This window comes from Bacillus sp. SRL543 (assembly GCF_984799205.1).
This window is the reverse complement of record NZ_OZ481794.1, coordinates 538,767-554,284: the sequence shown is the minus strand read 5'-3', so window position 1 is coordinate 554,284 and position 15,518 is coordinate 538,767. Positions and strand designations below refer to the sequence as shown.

Below are 15,518 nucleotides of genomic sequence, written 5' to 3'. Positions count from 1 at the left end.
GGCCGCAGGTTCCGGGTTCCATCTCCGGACCTGCGGCCATTCTCTTTTTCCTATCCTTATCCAAACTCCTGTACAAGAAACAGCATGGCAATGAGCCCGAGCACAAAAGCATAAGTGGGAATTTTTTCTTCCTTTCTTTCATTGCTGTCAGGGATCAGCTCTTTGAAGATCACGTAAAGCATAGCTCCCGCTGCAAAGCTCAAGCCATATGGAACGAGGCCATCCACCTTTGATGCCAGAAAGTAGCCGATCGTCCCGGTAATAATTTCGACCGCTCCCGTAAGAGCAGCGATTAGAAGTGATTTGATTCTTGAGACATTTTCTGAGAGCAGATAGATAGCAACCAGGAACCCTTCAGGGGCATTCTGCAGCCCGATAGCCAAAGCGATGATCGATCCCAGATTATCCTCGCCCGATCCGTAGCTCACCCCTACAGAAAGGCCCTCCGGCAAATTATGAAGCATGATGGCAATCACGATGAGAAGGGTTTTTCTGTCGATGCCGGGATTAAAACGGATGTCGCCGGCTTCCAGCCCCGAAACCTTTGAATTCACATAGTTCAGCACAATCGTACCGGCAAGCATCCCTATTGAGAGCACCAGCAAATCAGAAGCCTTAAGTGCCTCAGGGATAAGGCTGAAAGCTGTAGCTGCCATCATGACCCCTGAAGCGAACCCCAGCAGGATGCACTTCAATTTACCGTTTATTTTATTCAAAAACAGGATTGGAACAGCGCCCAATCCTGTTGCCATTGCTGATAGTATAATGCCAGTGAAAGAATTGTCCATATTTAAGCCCTTGCCTTTCCTCACCAATGTCCGCTGATCTTCTTACTCAGCCGGGAGCAGCTACTTTTCACCAGCCTCGGAAATGATGGCTGCAGCAATCGATAACCCTTCTGATATCCCTTTTACATAAGCTTCCTTCTCCTTGCTTCCCCTCTCTATAGCCAATTTAATTTGTTTATCTTCATAGAGCTTTTTCTCATCTTCCAGAAGTTTGATGATCTGGCCGATCCCTTTCCCTTCCATTTTGCTCAGCTCCATTTCATATTGGTTGTTTGCAGCATACCCGTTTATAGTTCCAGAACACTTTATTAAATCAGCATGGGAGCATTTTTCATGATTTTACCACTTAATACCCGCTTAAAATTATTTTAAGCACAGTGTAATTTGGAATTACTTTCCTTACCTGTTCAGTCATATCCGGGTTTACGATGGGGCAGGCCTGGCTATGTAATGGATATACCTACATCATAAGAAGGAGGATGCACTTTGGAACATATTAAAGCACTTGTCATTAAGTTTGTTATGGTTGCTGTTGTATTGGGCATCATTTTTACCGGCTTTTTCGATGTCAGTCTTACAGATTCCCTGCTCATTAGTGTGGTTTTGACCATTCTGGCTTATGTTGCCGGCGACCTGTTAATCTTCCGTACAGCAGGAGACCGTTCAGATCAAGGAAGAAGAAACCTGATTGCCACTATTTCCGACGCCGTGCTCGCCTTCCTGGTCATTTGGTTCATGGGCAATAGCCTTATTGCCGGCGACGGTGACATCATTACAGCCTCCATCATCAGCGCCATCGTCATTGCAGCTGGAGAATGGTTCTTCCATAAATATCTCGACAGCCATGTTTTCCACGAAAAGCAAAGAACGGATGTCTATTAATTAAAGGCTGTGTGAAACAGAGTCCGTGAATAATGGAATATGAACAAAAAAGAGTCCCGGGATTATCACCCGGGACATTCTTATGCACTAAGCCAAGCCTATTTAAAATTCTTGCTGTCTATTGCTCCAAGGGATTCGTCGACATAATAGAAGTTTGGTATTTTCATTTTATCCGGCATTGACAATTCTCCTGCATTTGCTTCAATATATTGCAGCCACTCCTGCTCAAGCTCCTCTTTGCTTTTGCCGTATACTTCATACAGCTTCTTCTCCAGATTGACATGGTTATAGATTTCCTCAAACTTCTCTAAGCCATATATATCAATAAGATAAGTGACGAATGACCCTGCTTCTGTGTAAGAAATCCACTGCAGGGCAATATTGCCTTCTTCTTTGAGAGACGGACGGAAAAACTGGTCATCGGTATCTTTACTTATCAATTTATCCAAAGGGACTCTTTTATTCCGAGAAGCTAAATAATTCACTACTTTATGCGCAGGGTACCTCGTTTTCCCATATTGGTTTTCCATATAGACCGCATAGCCCTCCTGCGTAAAATAGCCCCGGTCTGAACCAAAATCACTGCCATAGCCGAGCAGACTGTGGGTAAGCTCATGCACCAGGGGATACTGATTGTTCCTTATGCCATATAAGACGACTTCATTCTTGAACCCCCATGAGGCATCAGATCCATCTTCCAGATAAATGGTGATCCTTTTCGCCGGCTCATAATCTGTTAGAATGGATTCCTTCACAATATCATAGGCCTCAGCCAGTTCTGATTTAAACTGCTCTTTCTTCTTTTCTGTTATGCCTGCGTTATCTATGATCTTGAAGGTAATACCATCCTTTGTTTTGACTATATCTGTTCCGGTTTGCGGAGAAGCAGATACTTCAGCAGCTTTTCCTGTTGATTCCTGCCGGGCTTCCTTATAGCCTTCCGCTTCATTGTCAGAGCAGCCTGCGGCCAAAAAGCAAGCACCTAAACAAAAAGCAATTAACCTCTTCAAAAAATCTCTCCCCCTCTTGGTTAAAGGTCATTCGTATTCACCAGCAAACAGACCATGCCTATGTATTTTTCCCCGGATTCTATTAACTATTAACGGAAGCTCTTTTAAGCTGGCTATCTGCCATTTTACAGCTGGTTCAACCCAGTGCGGATCCCTTTTCCACACAGCCTCCATTCCACAGTTTTTGGCAGCTTCTGCATCGTTAACCGGATGGTCTCCGACAAACACACTTTCATGCGGCATGACTCCAAGCCTGGCCATAGCTCTTTGAAAAATCCGGGGATCTGGCTTGCTGATGCCCTCTTCCTCCGAAATAACAATGGCTTCAAAATATTCCTCTATATGAAGAGCCTGGATGCTCGCTTTCTGGAAATCCCTTTTGCCATTCGAAATAACCCCCAGCTTAAGCTGCATAACTCTCAGAGCAGATAAACATTCAGCCAAATGAGGAAACGGAACACAGCTTTGGCTGAAATGATCAAGATAATCCGTTAAAAGATCTTCAGCAGCAATCCCTTGAAAGGTAAACTCGGCTTCCATCTGCTGATAGACTTTATCTTTCCAGACATACCCGCGTGCATCCAGCTCTATGAATCTGTTTGTAAACACAGCTTGGGGGATATGGCTGAGTTTGCTGTAATGCCTTTGATACTGCTGCAGTGAAAACTCTTTTAGTGAGGCATCACGGTCCAGTAAGGTTCCATCCAGATCAAAGAAGACTGCTTTCATTTCATCTCCTCCCATTTCCGTTCTATTATCTTCATTTTACATTCTCATCTCTTAAATGGATATATTTACCTTGAACTAAAAAAATATAGCCGCCTAGTCAGGCAGCTTTTTGTATAACTAAAATATCGCCGTCCACCCTTTATTCAGTATATAGACACCGAAGCAGGCATAAATCAGCATAATTATAAAAAGAATCCAATAACCCTTTGTATCGGACCGGATTGGTGCACGATAAGCTCTTGGAACGAAGAACTGCCCCACAAATCCCATTAGGCGAAGGTAAAGCCAATAGAGGGAATAAGAGTCCCAATAATCCCAGCCATTGCTGAATCGTATGAATCCAAAATAATCTTTTAAAAATACTTCAATAGAAAAAACAGCAGTGATGCTGATAAAGAAAAAAGGGAAAGTGTTTTTATCAGGTCTGTATCTGATCAATAATAATGCAAAAAAACTGAAGCTCACAGCAGCCGCAGGCAGGACCTCTTTCATAGGCAGAGCATAGCGGTAAAAGCCCATCCGAAAAAACAACAAGCATATTAATGCAGCAGTAATACTGCTAAATATAAGCATGATCCCGTAGCGGAGGAAATTATATCTCAACATAAATAGAACTCCTGCACTTGTGGCGATCAAAACGGTCCATAAAATAGCGTAATGGGCTGCTGTCATGCTCATATTAATTGCTCCTGCCGTTATGTGTCTTAATAGCAATTATTGTCCCGCACTATCCTGATATCATACCTGCATCTTCCCCATTTCCTGTGAAGCAGCAGTCCCTCACATAACAAAGGAAATCAAAAAAAGGTCAGCTGGACAGTAAGGGCTTTCTTTATGATTAAACAGCCTCTGATGCAAGGAAGGTGCCAAATGCCAATAAACCAAATTTTATATTTTTTCTGAAAAATCTGTTGTTTTTATGCATAAAAGTGTTAAAATGTTTCATATTCCAAAGGCAATCAACAGGAGGAGAACAATAATGGCGACTTTTTTTGGAGCACTAGTCCTGCTTGTACTCGGCTATGTTTTTTATTCTAAATTTGTGGAACGCGTATTCATCATTAATGACAGCACTCCAACACCTGCATATACGAAAAGGGACAATCTCGATTATGTACCGATGAGCTGGTGGAAGGGAAACCTGATCCAGCTCCTGAATATAGCTGGCCTCGGGCCGATCTACGGTGCGGTGGCCGGAGCCTTATACGGTCCTGTAGCCTTTATTTGGATCGTGATAGGGACGATTTTTGCAGGAGGCGTTCATGATTATTTTTCAGGCATGATGTCCCTCCGCCATCAGGGAGAGCAGTACCCTTCCCTTGTAGGCCGTTATCTCGGGCAAACCGTTAAAGCGGTTATCAGTGTCGTTTCGCTTGTATTAATGGTGCTGGTGGCCGCTGCGTTCACAGCAGGCCCCGCCCAGCTGATCGCCCAGCTGACACCGCTCAGCTTTACGGTCTCGCTGCTGATTATTTTTGCTTATTTCCTGCTGGCAACAATATTGCCGATCAACCGCGTCATCGGGAAGATTTACCCGCTGCTCGGCGGCATCCTGCTTTTCATGGCATTGGCCATCGGCATTTCACTGCTGATTTCTGATAAAAGCATCCCCAACCTGACATTGGAGAATCTTCATCCTGGGGAGCTGCCGATCTGGCCGCTATTGATGGTCACCATTTCATGCGGGGCCATCTCTGGCTTCCACTGTACGCAAAGCCCGATTGTCGCCTGTACGATGAAAAAAGAATCAGACGGCCGCAAAATCTTTTATGGCGCTATGGTCACCGAAGGCATCATCGCCCTCATCTGGGCAGCAGCCGGCATGACGTTTTTCAATGGAACTGCGGGCCTTGGAGAGGCGCTGGCAGCAGGGGGCCCATCCGGAGTTGTAAACGAAATCTCTACCTCCCTTCTTGGGACACTCGGAGGAATTCTTGCCATCCTTGGCGTCATCATTCTGCCAATCACAACAGGAGATACGGCCCTGCGCTCTTCCCGTATGATCCTGACAGAAATCTTTGCCAAGTTCTTTAATATGGAAAGCAAAATAAAGATTCTTCTAGTAACCGTGCTGGTAGCAGTGCCGGCCCTTTTCCTGGCAACTATTGACTATACTTTCCTTTGGAGATATGTGGGCTGGACCAATCAGGTTGTTGCTACAGTCATGCTGTGGACAGGCACTGTGTATCTTCTGAAGAACAGCCGCTTCCACTGGATCTGCGGGGTCCCGGCCCTGTTCATGACAGGCGTCGTCTGCACCTATATTTTCTACGCACCGGAAGGATTGGGAATGGATTACCGGCTGTCTATGATTATTGGTTTCTCGCTGGCAGCCGTGGTGCTCGTCTGGTATATCAGCCAGATTTTCAAATACCGCCAGCTTCGGGTGAACAGCAAGGATTTCCGGGCAGCTTAATTTTCGGGAATAACAGAAAAGGGCCTCGGCCCTTTTTTTGTTTACTTCAGTACTGCGCCTTTAACAACAAATATGAATAAGAAACGCCAGATATATATCCTTCATCCAAATTTTACTATAATGGTCTTATCACATTGAGCAGTTAACAGAAAAATAGAAAGAGATTACTTTTCAAAAGGAGGAAGCTGAATCATGAAGGATTATAAAGCAGCAGCATATTCAGAAGCTGCTGCCGTCATTAAAGAGCTTGGCCTGCTGCCGCTGGCTCCCCTTATCCCGGGGTATCCAGCACTTAATACCATTACGGAGCCTGAAAGCTGGCATGCCGGAGGAGATTCCGACCCTTGGACATGGCGGACCCGGTTTGCGGGGGAAGGGATTGCCGCTTACGGAAAGTTCATCAGTAAAAAGGCAGTGTTTATTTCAAAAGACTGGGTTCCTCTTTTTCTCGCTGTTCTGGGAAAAAACGATATGCCTAAAGAAAGATACCATAAGGGGGAGCTTTCAAAAGAAGCGCTGACTCTGTTCAGCATCATCAGTACCCATGAAGGAATCGACACGCGCCTTTTGAGACAAGAAGCTAATATGCTTGGCAAAGAGCACAAAAAGGCTTTCGATCAAGGATTGCAGGAACTGCAGGGAAGCATGGATATTGTCATTTCCGGAATAAAGGAAAAACATAATGAAGCCGGGGAAACGAACGGCTGGAACAGCACTTCCTATGAAACGATGGGAAGCTGGCTGGAGAAGGACGGGATTGAGCGTCTCTCTATCAGCAGAGAGGAAGCCAAAGAAAAACTATTGCAGCACTTCTCCGGTTTCTGCCCGGACGATGCGATGAAGAAGATTTCAAAAATATTAAGCTAAAATGGAGAAAAGCCGGAAACTAATCATAGTTTCCAGCTTTTTTTTGTTAATCTGTTCGTCTGAAGCTGGAGGTTATCCTTAAGACGGGTGTCCAGCGGCTGAATGTAAGGGTTTTAGAATCAGAGCGGTACTTGAATTTACCGATTGAAGGATTAATTCAATTAAAGCCGGTGTTATTTTGGTTATTTCTCGACTTTTTTTAATCATTTCCCGACTTTTTCTACCAAATCAGCAAAACCGCACGCAAGCAGCCCTTCTATTCTCTCTCACCAGCCCCTGCTGGCACCCCCGCCGCCGGATGAGCCGCCTCCGCCTCCGCGTGGTCCGCCTCCGCCGCCTCTTCCTCCGCCCCGCGAAATGACAGAAAGCAGCAGATAGGTCAATGTACCGCCAAAAAACATGAAATCCAGCACGATGACCCCAACGATGATGATAAATAACAGCCAGGAAGGAATGCCTGTGCCCTGCTCTCCTGCCGGCTGTGCTGCACCCTGGCCCTGGCCATACTCAGCTGCTGCTTCGCCGGCAAGCGTTTTATATGTGTCAAGGACAGCCTGCCCCGGCTGTCCGGCCTGCATCAGGGGGAACGTCACTTCATCAAGTATCCTTCCGGCTTTGCCGTCGGGTATCCGGCCTTCCAGCCCATAGCCAACTTCTATCCGTGCCTTTTTGTCCTTCATGGCAAGAACAAGCAGGACTCCATTATTCTCCTCGGCACTGCCGATAGCATATTGCCGGAATGCCTGGTTCGCGTATTCCTCAATTGGCCGTCCCCCGGTCGTTTCCACTGTAAGGACTGCTACCTGGGCAGTGGTCCGATCTTCAAGGGAGCGTCCGAGGGCCCGTATTTCATTTTCCTGCTCCGGGCTTAAGACTTCTGCAAAATCCTGGACATATATATCCCCGGACGGGGCGGGAATTCCGTTTTCTTCAGCGTATGCTGCGCCTGCAGAGAAGAATAGCAGGAGAAGCGCCAGCACAAACGGCAATGCCCGATGCCGGATCATTACTCATTGCCCCCAAAATCAACTTCAGGCGCTTCTGCGGCAGCAGGATCGGCCCGGAAGTATTCTTTTTCATCGAAGCCAGCCACATTGGCAATAATTGCACCGGGGAATCTTTTAATTCTTTTGTTATAGCTTCCTACCTGCTCATTATAGTCACGGCGTGCCACGGATATCCGGTTCTCCGTTCCGGCAAGTTCATCCATCAGCTGTGTAAATTGCTTGTCCGCCTTCAGATTCGGGTAATTTTCCACCACGACGAGCAGCCTGCTCAGTGCACTCGAAAGCTCGGTATTGGCTGTCGCTTCTTCTTCCGGCGTCCTTGCTCCTGCCAGCCTCGCCCTGGCATCAGAGATGGATTGGATGACTTCCTTTTCGTGAGCCGCATAGCCTTTGACTGTATTAACGAGGTTCGGGACCAGATCCAGCCTTCTCTGCAGCTGGTTCTCGATCTGCGAATACGCTTTGTCCACATCTTCTTCTGCATTTACAAATCCATTATAGCTGGATCCCAGCATCATAAAAATGATAACTAAGGCCACAACGGCAATCGCTATTCCTGCAAAACCCTTTTTCAAGTTGTCCACTCCCACTTCGTAGATGATTTAGTCTGCTTGGAGGTTATTTTTCCTTCTTTTACAGAAAGCTAAACTCTCCTGCTGAGAATGGACGATGGCATATTCAGGATAATCCTTTTCCAAGCTGGCGAAAAAAAGAAGCAGCCCCTTTTTCAGGACCGCTTCCTCATATCTCTTTTGATGAAAATGGCAGCAGTAATTTAATGCCGCGTTTATTAAAAGGGAGAAATTTCATATCGGTGACAAGATGGCTGACGTAGGCTGCCATACAGGTCTTAAAAACGCCTTCGATGCCAAGGGAGGCATCAAGCTGATAGGCAATCACTCCGAAGAAAATCAGGCCTGCCGCTGAATGTGTGTAGGTCCTGTGGGAGACAAATGATGCTGCAATGATGTATATGCCCAAAAGCAAAAGCCAGCTTTCCTGAAGAGATAAGCCGCCGGCCGCTAGCCCGATTCCGGTAACCGTCAGCATCCTCCGCTTCGTAATAAAAGAAGCAAGGACAACAATGGCTGCACCCGCTCCCATCCCGAGCCAGCGCTCTTTGCTTCCGCCTTCCAGGAAGCTGTACAAGCACATCAAAAGCCCAATTGTCTGGGCAATCGAGCGGATCGCTTTGTGTGATATGGTAATTTTATTGCTGAGCTTGCCGTCGATATCAGCATCCGGCAAAAGGGCCGAAGCTGTGCCGATACCCACTAGCAATAGAGTTTCCGCCGGGCTTGATTGCACGGCATTAGCTGCCATAAAGCCAATTACGGCCCCGACTGTCATATGCGCTGTTCCGTTCATGCTGTCATCCTGTCTAGTTTTAATATTAATTAATATACTAACATAATAGAACATATGATTGCATGGGGAATTAGTTCTTTTCAGGAAAGCTGTGTTAAACATTGTTGCCGATTTTGGGCACATGCGAGTGAAATTCGTTTTCACACGCATGATTCTAAACTCAGCGTGGAACACTAACAGAGCCTTCAGAAAAAATATAACCTTATTTTCTATAAATAAATTTACAGCTTTCATTCTTTTAACGTATATTTAGAATAGTATAATTATGGCCGGGCCAGACATCGCAGCTTCTATTTCCCACCTCCCTCGGCTGAATATTTCAAAGGAGGAGGACATGACAATGCTAAAAGATACCCGAACCGGGCTAGTGATTTCAAGGATATTCGATGCACCGCGCGAGCTTGTATTCAAAGCATGGACAGAAGCAGAGCACCTCAAGAACTGGTGGGGCCCAAAAGGTTATGCCATGAAGGTCACCATGCTGGAACTCCATCCAAAAGGAATGTTCCACTACAGCCAGAAGTCTCCCGAAGGCTATGAAATATGGGGACGGTTCATATATGATGAAATTTCCCCTCCTGATAAACTGATATTCATCAACTCATTTTCAGATGAAGAAGGCAGTGCGGTCCGCGCTCCTTTTAATTCAGGATGGCCCCTTGAAGTGGTCAACCAAGTAAACTTCATCAGTCTGGAAAATAAAACAGAGATAGAGCTGCTGGCATCCCCTCTTAACCCTGAAATCCATGAGCAGCAGAGCTTTGAAGCTGCATTGGATGGATTGCACCAGGAATATTCCAGCACCTTCAGCCAGCTTGATGAATACTTGAATATGATTAATTAAACCGGCATTCTCTCCATTCACAATAATGGGGAGTTTTTTTGCTGTAAACGATGTTGCCGGGATTCAGAAGTTTCTATTAAATAAACTTAAGCCCAGTGTTTAACCTCCTGCAAATAGTGAAAAATAATACAATACAAATGCAGGTAATAAAGGAGCAGATGCTGATGGCAATAAACGGACAGATTCCGCATGATAAAAGTCTGGATAACAGCCTTGCTTTAATGAACGAAGGCTATGAATTTATTCCTAACAGGAAAGAACGGTACGAATCGGAGATATTTGAAGCCCGGCTGCTTGGGCAAAAAGTGATCTGCATGAGCGGACAAGAAGCGGCGCGGCTATTCTATGATACAGACCGTTTTCAAAGAAACGGTGCCGCTCCCAAACGGATACAAAAAACATTGTTTGGTGAAAACGCCATCCAGACGATGGACGGTGACGCCCATATCCACAGGAAGCTTTTGTTCATGTCCCTGATGACCCCGCCCCATCAAAAAAGGCTTGCCGGGATGGTCATGAATGAATGGAAGGCAGCGGCCGCCAAATGGCAGGAAGACGGAAGTGAAGTTGTCCTGATGGAAGAAGCCAAGGTCATTCTGTGCCGCTCAGCCTGTGCGTGGGCGGGTGTTCCGCTGAAGCCGGAGGAAGAAAAAGATAGAGCGGAAGAGTTTGCCGATATGGTAAACGCCTTCGGGGCGGTCGGCCCGCGCCATTGGAAAGGCAGGCACTCGAGAGGCAGCTCAGAAGACTGGATACGGGGTATCATCGAGGATGTCAGGGAAGGTAAGCTGGCTGCAGAAAAAGGTTCAGCCCTGTATGAAATGACCTTCCACAAAAATCTGGATGGCACCCATCTGGACTCACAGATGGCCGCTGTCGAGCTCATTAATGTCCTCCGGCCGACTGTAGCCATTTCAACTTTCATCGTCTTCTCAGCTCTTGCGCTTCACGGCCATCCCCGCTATAAAGAAATGCTGCAAACAGGGAACAGCCGCGAGCTCGAAATGTTCGTCCAGGAAGTGCGGCGCTTTTATCCTTTCGGTCCGTTCCTTGGGGCGATCGTACGCAAAGACTTTATCTGGAATGAGGCGGAATTCAAAGAGGGCATGCTTGTCCTTCTCGACATTTACGGAACCAACCACGATTCCCGGCTTTGGGAGGAACCGTTCGAATTCCGGCCGGAGCGCTTCGAAGATTGGGACGGCAGTTTTTTTGACCTGATCCCTCAAGGCGGCGGCGATGCCTCGAAAGGCCACCGCTGCCCAGGAGAAGGCATAACTATTGAGATCATGAAAGCAAGCCTTGACTTCCTCGTGAACGAAATTGACTATTCTGTCCCGGAAGACCAGGACCTGAGCTTCAGCCTTTCAAGAATGCCGACTTTTCCAGAAAGCGGCTTTATCATGAGCAATATAAAAACAAAATGATGCATCAATAGGAAAGGACATCATTCCCCCCGGGTGATGTCCTTTTATTATGGGGCATGTAATGAGAGTTTGTTTAATTTTTTCCACAAAAAAACAGGCACTCGATCGAGTGCCTGTTTTCAGCTTTTCACGTAATTATGCTTTAACTACGTTAGAAGCTTGAGGTCCGCGTTGACCTTCTTCGATGTCGAAAGAAACTTCTTGACCTTCGTCAAGAGTTTTGAACCCTTCGCCTTGGATAGCTGAGAAGTGTACGAATACATCTTGACCTTCTGAAGTTTCGATGAATCCGAATCCTTTTTCTGCGTTAAACCATTTAACTTTACCTGTAGCCATGTTTGTTGCCTCCTTGCGTGTAAACACACATTGTATTACTATTCTTGCTCAAAGTTATCAGGCGAAAAGTATCAAAACTGTTCTTTCCTTATATACCGAACAAAAATAATTTCACTTTATGATAACAGATATAGGTAAGATACGCAAATTTATTAGTTAAATAAATGAAAACGGTGACATTCCGATAAATCTCGACAAATTTCCCGATGCACCAGGCACGCCAGATGTACAAATGTCCATCCGGCGTGCCTGACACCCTTCTGGTCAAGTTGGGAAAATCATGAAATATTTGTTTTTTTTATGTTCTGAATTTTTAAATTGCTATATAATTAGGAAATAGGTTTGTGGCAGTTAAGCTGTTTGACTTTTTAAGACAGGCATTTTATAACAATCGCGGGGAAGGGGTCCAAATACCAATTATGCAAAAGGCGCGATTATTTATCTTTTCTATTTTTTTCACTTCACTTGCTGTTGCTTTCCAGGCGGAATGGACGGTCCCTGACTGGAATGTGTATCTTCTTGCACTTGCTTTTTACTGGGTGTTTTCCAGTTCTTATTTCCACTTGGGGACACATAGCAAGCTGGGCAGCTCGACCATTGACTACGGCATTACCTACAGCCTTTCAATCGGGCTTTTCGCCGGGCCGGCGGGACTGCTGATATTTGAATCTCTTTACCGTCTTACGGTTTACTTTACAAAAATCAAGACAAAAACTGCAGATCCCGATGAATTCATCCACACCTTTTACAACATCGGCGCCTTTACACTGAATAACAGCATTGCCTATTTCATCTTTCAATCTCTATATCCCCGGATGGAAGGCATCCCATTCGGCTTCTGGCTGCTGATGCTGCTTCTTATAACAGTTACAGCGGCACTGTCCGACCTTTATTTAATTATTATCTTCTCGTTCTACGGAGAGATCAATACACTCAGGAAGGCAATCGACTTTATTAAAAGCAGAAGTGTCCTTGATATGGGCAAAATTGCCTTCACGAATGGATTTCTCCTTCTTTTCCTCCAGCAGGGGAAGTGGGATATGCTGCTTGGCCTGTTTCTGCTGAATTACCTTGTAAGCCGGTCATTTCTGTCCAAGTCCCAAAGCGCACAGCATAAGTATGAGCGCGATAAATTTGAGCAGATGGCTTATACTGATTTCCTTACCGGCATCCATAACCGGGCCTTCATGGACCAGAAAATGAAAGAGATCGACCAGGCACAGGAGACGGTCGGAATCATTGTGGCTGATATAGATAAATTCAAGCATATCAATGATTCCTATAATCACGCTGTAGGAGACTGCGTCATCAAGCATTTCGCAAATGCCCTGAAAGTGGAGCTTACAGAAGAAGATATCCTCATCCGGAGCGGCGGAGAAGAATTCACCCTTTTCCTCCGCGGAAGAGATTTTAATCAATGCAGCAAGCTGATTGAAGATATTAACCGGGGACTTGTGGACAGGCCCGCAGAGGCGGAATTCCACGGAAAAAAAATCCAGATCGTCTATACAGCCTCTTTCGGTCTTTATTATGGAAAAGTAAACGCAGAAACCCCGATGGAAAAAGCATATATCCTGGCAGACCAGCTTCTTTTTCAGGCCAAAGACCTTGGAAGGAACCGGGTTTCGGCCAAGAATGGCCTGGTCAGTCTGGAAGCCATAGGATCTTAGATATACAAAAAAGGCAGCGGTACAACCCCGCTGCCTTTCTTATTAAATAAGCTGCCTTTCCCAAAAGCGGTGCTGGGCGACTGCCCGGATGAATTCCTCTGTAAAGCTTTCCGCTCCATCTCCTATTATGACTCCCGCAGCCTTATTTTTGCCGCTGTTTTCAAGCCATTTCCTGCCTTCATGAGTCGCGCCGATCGGCTTAAAGTGAGAGAAGGCTTCATGGATGAAATAAGCTGCGTCCTGCTGGAATTTCTTCGTCTCTCCCTTGCCTCCAACGGCATATAAAGCATCAACTAAGACCGATTCTGTTGTCAGGAAGGTATCCTGGACTTCGAGCTCACTTCCATCGGATCCTTTGATCATGCCCTGCCGGTCGCTGATGATTACAGGCATGATGCCTTGTGCCTTCATAGCCTCCAGCACTTTCACAGCCTCCCCGTCAAACCCATCGGCAGCGATGACACCGACCTTCCGGGTCGCAGGAAGTCTCTTCGTATTTTCCTGGCTGAGCGCAGGAGAAGACTTTGTTACAGAAGAACCGCCCGCTTCAGGAGGGACTGCCCCGATGTTCTTTGCAAATTCCTTCGTCATTTCAAGGTCCACATTGGAGAACATATCTACAACCTGCTGCTTGATCGACTTGCTCTTCACTTTGCCGAGCTCAAAGCTGAACGCATCGATGATATGCTGCTTTTCCGGTCCGCTCATGCTGTTCCAGAATAACTTTGCCTGTGAGAAGTGGTCTTTGAAGCTGTCGCTCCTCGCCCTGACCTTGCGCCCCTCGACCTTCTCCTGGTAATGGGCATACCCGCCCTCTGCCTCCGACGCTGGCGATGGGGTATTATGGGCGATCGAATTATTATGGTAGCTCACTGGCCCCTTATTGATGGTCTGGCGGTGGAAGCCATCCCGCTGGTTGTTGTGGAAGGGACAAACCGGACGGTTGATTGGGATTTCATGAAAATTTGGCCCGCCCAGGCGAAGCAGCTGTGTGTCTGTGTAGGAAAATAAACGCCCCTGCAGAAGCGGATCATTGGTGAAATCGATCCCAGGCACCACATGGCCCGGATGGAAAGCGACCTGCTCTGTCTCGGCAAAGACATTGTCCACATTCCGGTTGAGCGTCATTTTCCCAATGATTTGGACAGGAATTTCCTCCTCCGGCCAGAGTTTCGTCGGGTCAAGAATGTCGAAATCAAAAGCGAATTCGTCTTCTTCTTTTATCACCTGGATCCCCAGCTCGAATTCCGGGTAATTGCCCTGTTCAATGGACTCCCAAAGATCCTTGCGGTTAAAATCAGGATCCTTCCCGGCTATTTTCTGCGCTTCGTCCCAGACGAGGGAATGGATCCCAAGCACCGGCTTCCAGTGGAACTTAACAAAATGAGAGATCCCTTCCTCATTTACAAGCCGGAATGTATGGACGCCAAACCCCTCCATCATGCGGAAGCTTCTTGGCAAAGCGCGGTCCGATAAGGCCCACATGATCATATGGGCTGATTCCTGGTTGTTGGCGACAAAATCCCAGAAGGTGTCGTGGGCAGCAGAGGCCTGCGGCATTTCATTATGCGGCTCCGGCTTGATTGCATGAACAAGATCCGGGAACTTGATCGCATCCTGGATGAAAAAGATAGGCATATTGTTGCCTACCAGGTCATAATTGCCTTCTTCTGTATAAAACTTTGTCGCAAACCCGCGCACATCCCTGACAGTCTCGGCTGACCCGCGGAAGCCGACGACTGTTGAAAACCTTACAAACACAGGCGTTTTCGCACCAGGATCCTGCAGGAACTTTGCCTTTGTATACTTTTTCATAGATTCATACACCTGGAATTCCCCATGGGCTGCAAAGCCGCGTGCATGGACGACCCGCTCCGGGATCCGTTCGTGGTCAAAATGAGTCATCTTTTCCCGGAAATGAAAATCCTCCAGCAAGGTTGGCCCCCGGACACCGGCTTTAAGAGAGAACTCATCCTCTGATACCTTGACTCCCTGATTGGTTGTCAGCTTTTCCCCGCGGTCATCTGTCCTGAATTGCTCAAGCTGTTCGTTTTTGCTGGATCCATTTACATTGCGGTTTTCTTTCATTCAGTCTCCTCCTTAGAATGGCTCATGCTGACTGGCAGCTATGTACAAGTCCCTTACCCATTCCCAGAAGAAGAGAGAGCTAAACA

At 46.6% G+C, this 15,518-nt stretch carries 16 protein-coding genes; 6 read left to right on the top strand and 10 right to left on the bottom strand.

The window, feature by feature from the left end:
- Positions 1 to 56: 56 nt before the first annotated feature.
- Together AC4E8B_RS02980 and AC4E8B_RS02975 are read right to left on the bottom strand one after the other, a co-directional pair.
- On the bottom strand, positions 57 to 788 hold the full coding sequence (locus AC4E8B_RS02980; RefSeq protein WP_490216926.1) for a ZIP family metal transporter: 732 nt from the start codon (positions 786 to 788) through the stop codon (positions 57 to 59).
- Between the two features lie 60 nt (positions 789 to 848).
- The gene (locus AC4E8B_RS02975; RefSeq protein ID WP_490216925.1) at positions 849 to 1,046 is read right to left on the bottom strand and encodes a hypothetical protein; all 198 of its coding nucleotides are present in this window, start codon (positions 1,044 to 1,046) and stop codon (positions 849 to 851) included.
- Between the two features lie 228 nt (positions 1,047 to 1,274).
- Here AC4E8B_RS02975 and AC4E8B_RS02970 point away from each other — a divergent pair, with 228 nt between their 5' ends.
- Positions 1,275 to 1,670: a DUF2512 family protein gene (locus AC4E8B_RS02970; RefSeq protein ID WP_490216924.1), complete on the top strand. Its 396-nt coding sequence runs from the start codon at positions 1,275 to 1,277 to the stop codon at positions 1,668 to 1,670.
- A 98-nt stretch (positions 1,671 to 1,768) separates the two neighbouring features.
- Here the strand turns inward: AC4E8B_RS02970 and AC4E8B_RS02965 are convergent, their stop codons facing one another.
- The 3 genes from AC4E8B_RS02965 to AC4E8B_RS02955 all read right to left on the bottom strand — a co-directional run bounded on the left by AC4E8B_RS02965 (position 1,769) and on the right by AC4E8B_RS02955 (position 4,087).
- The gene (locus AC4E8B_RS02965; protein ID WP_490216922.1) at positions 1,769 to 2,680 is read right to left on the bottom strand and encodes a gluzincin family metallopeptidase; all 912 of its coding nucleotides are present in this window, start codon (positions 2,678 to 2,680) and stop codon (positions 1,769 to 1,771) included.
- Between the two features lie 27 nt (positions 2,681 to 2,707).
- Positions 2,708 to 3,409, bottom strand: a complete 702-nt coding sequence (locus AC4E8B_RS02960; protein WP_490216921.1) for an HAD family hydrolase — start codon at positions 3,407 to 3,409, stop codon at positions 2,708 to 2,710.
- Positions 3,410 to 3,526: 117 nt separating this feature from the next.
- Entirely contained in the window at positions 3,527 to 4,087 is a 561-nt protein-coding gene (locus AC4E8B_RS02955; RefSeq protein ID WP_490216920.1) for a hypothetical protein, read from the bottom strand.
- A gap of 301 nt (positions 4,088 to 4,388) precedes the next feature.
- Here AC4E8B_RS02955 and AC4E8B_RS02950 point away from each other — a divergent pair, with 301 nt between their 5' ends.
- Positions 4,389 to 5,825 carry a carbon starvation CstA family protein gene (locus AC4E8B_RS02950; RefSeq protein ID WP_490216919.1) on the top strand — a complete coding sequence of 479 codons (1,437 nt, stop codon included), beginning with the start codon at positions 4,389 to 4,391 and terminating at the stop codon, positions 5,823 to 5,825.
- 192 nt (positions 5,826 to 6,017) lie between these two features.
- Entirely contained in the window at positions 6,018 to 6,692 is a 675-nt protein-coding gene (locus AC4E8B_RS02945; RefSeq protein ID WP_490216918.1) for an AlkZ-related protein, read from the top strand.
- A gap of 266 nt (positions 6,693 to 6,958) precedes the next feature.
- Here the strand turns inward: AC4E8B_RS02945 and AC4E8B_RS02940 are convergent, their stop codons facing one another.
- The 3 genes from AC4E8B_RS02940 to AC4E8B_RS02930 all read right to left on the bottom strand — a co-directional run bounded on the left by AC4E8B_RS02940 (position 6,959) and on the right by AC4E8B_RS02930 (position 9,067).
- Positions 6,959 to 7,699 (bottom strand): TPM domain-containing protein, encoded by a 741-nt coding sequence (locus tag AC4E8B_RS02940; protein ID WP_490216916.1) that lies wholly within the window; start codon positions 7,697 to 7,699, stop codon positions 6,959 to 6,961.
- Positions 7,699 to 8,274, bottom strand: coding sequence for a LemA family protein (locus tag AC4E8B_RS02935; protein ID WP_490216913.1), 576 nt, complete (start codon positions 8,272 to 8,274; stop codon positions 7,699 to 7,701). The genes AC4E8B_RS02940 and AC4E8B_RS02935 overlap by 1 nt, the downstream gene beginning before the upstream one ends.
- A 166-nt stretch (positions 8,275 to 8,440) precedes the next feature.
- Positions 8,441 to 9,067, bottom strand: a complete 627-nt coding sequence (locus AC4E8B_RS02930; protein ID WP_490216911.1) for a metal-dependent hydrolase — start codon at positions 9,065 to 9,067, stop codon at positions 8,441 to 8,443.
- A 334-nt stretch (positions 9,068 to 9,401) separates the two neighbouring features.
- Between AC4E8B_RS02930 and AC4E8B_RS02925 the strand changes: the two genes are divergently transcribed.
- Together AC4E8B_RS02925 and cypC are read left to right on the top strand one after the other, a co-directional pair.
- Positions 9,402 to 9,911, top strand: a complete 510-nt coding sequence (locus AC4E8B_RS02925; RefSeq protein ID WP_490216910.1) for an SRPBCC family protein — start codon at positions 9,402 to 9,404, stop codon at positions 9,909 to 9,911.
- A 170-nt stretch (positions 9,912 to 10,081) separates the two neighbouring features.
- Positions 10,082 to 11,338 carry a CYP152 family fatty-acid peroxygenase CypC gene (gene cypC / locus AC4E8B_RS02920; protein ID WP_490219474.1) on the top strand — a complete coding sequence of 419 codons (1,257 nt, stop codon included), beginning with the start codon at positions 10,082 to 10,084 and terminating at the stop codon, positions 11,336 to 11,338.
- 135 nt (positions 11,339 to 11,473) lie between these two features.
- Here cypC and AC4E8B_RS02915 read toward each other — a convergent pair whose 3' ends face one another.
- The gene (locus tag AC4E8B_RS02915; protein ID WP_129613661.1) at positions 11,474 to 11,674 is read right to left on the bottom strand and encodes a cold-shock protein; all 201 of its coding nucleotides are present in this window, start codon (positions 11,672 to 11,674) and stop codon (positions 11,474 to 11,476) included.
- Between the two features lie 344 nt (positions 11,675 to 12,018).
- Here AC4E8B_RS02915 and AC4E8B_RS02910 point away from each other — a divergent pair, with 344 nt between their 5' ends.
- Positions 12,019 to 13,344 (top strand): GGDEF domain-containing protein, encoded by a 1,326-nt coding sequence (locus AC4E8B_RS02910; RefSeq protein ID WP_490216909.1) that lies wholly within the window; start codon positions 12,019 to 12,021, stop codon positions 13,342 to 13,344.
- 42 nt (positions 13,345 to 13,386) lie between these two features.
- On the opposite strand, the gene AC4E8B_RS02905 is transcribed toward AC4E8B_RS02910, so the two are convergent.
- Positions 13,387 to 15,432, bottom strand: coding sequence for a catalase (locus tag AC4E8B_RS02905; RefSeq protein ID WP_490216908.1), 2,046 nt, complete (start codon positions 15,430 to 15,432; stop codon positions 13,387 to 13,389).
- Between the last annotated feature and the right edge of the window lie 86 nt (positions 15,433 to 15,518).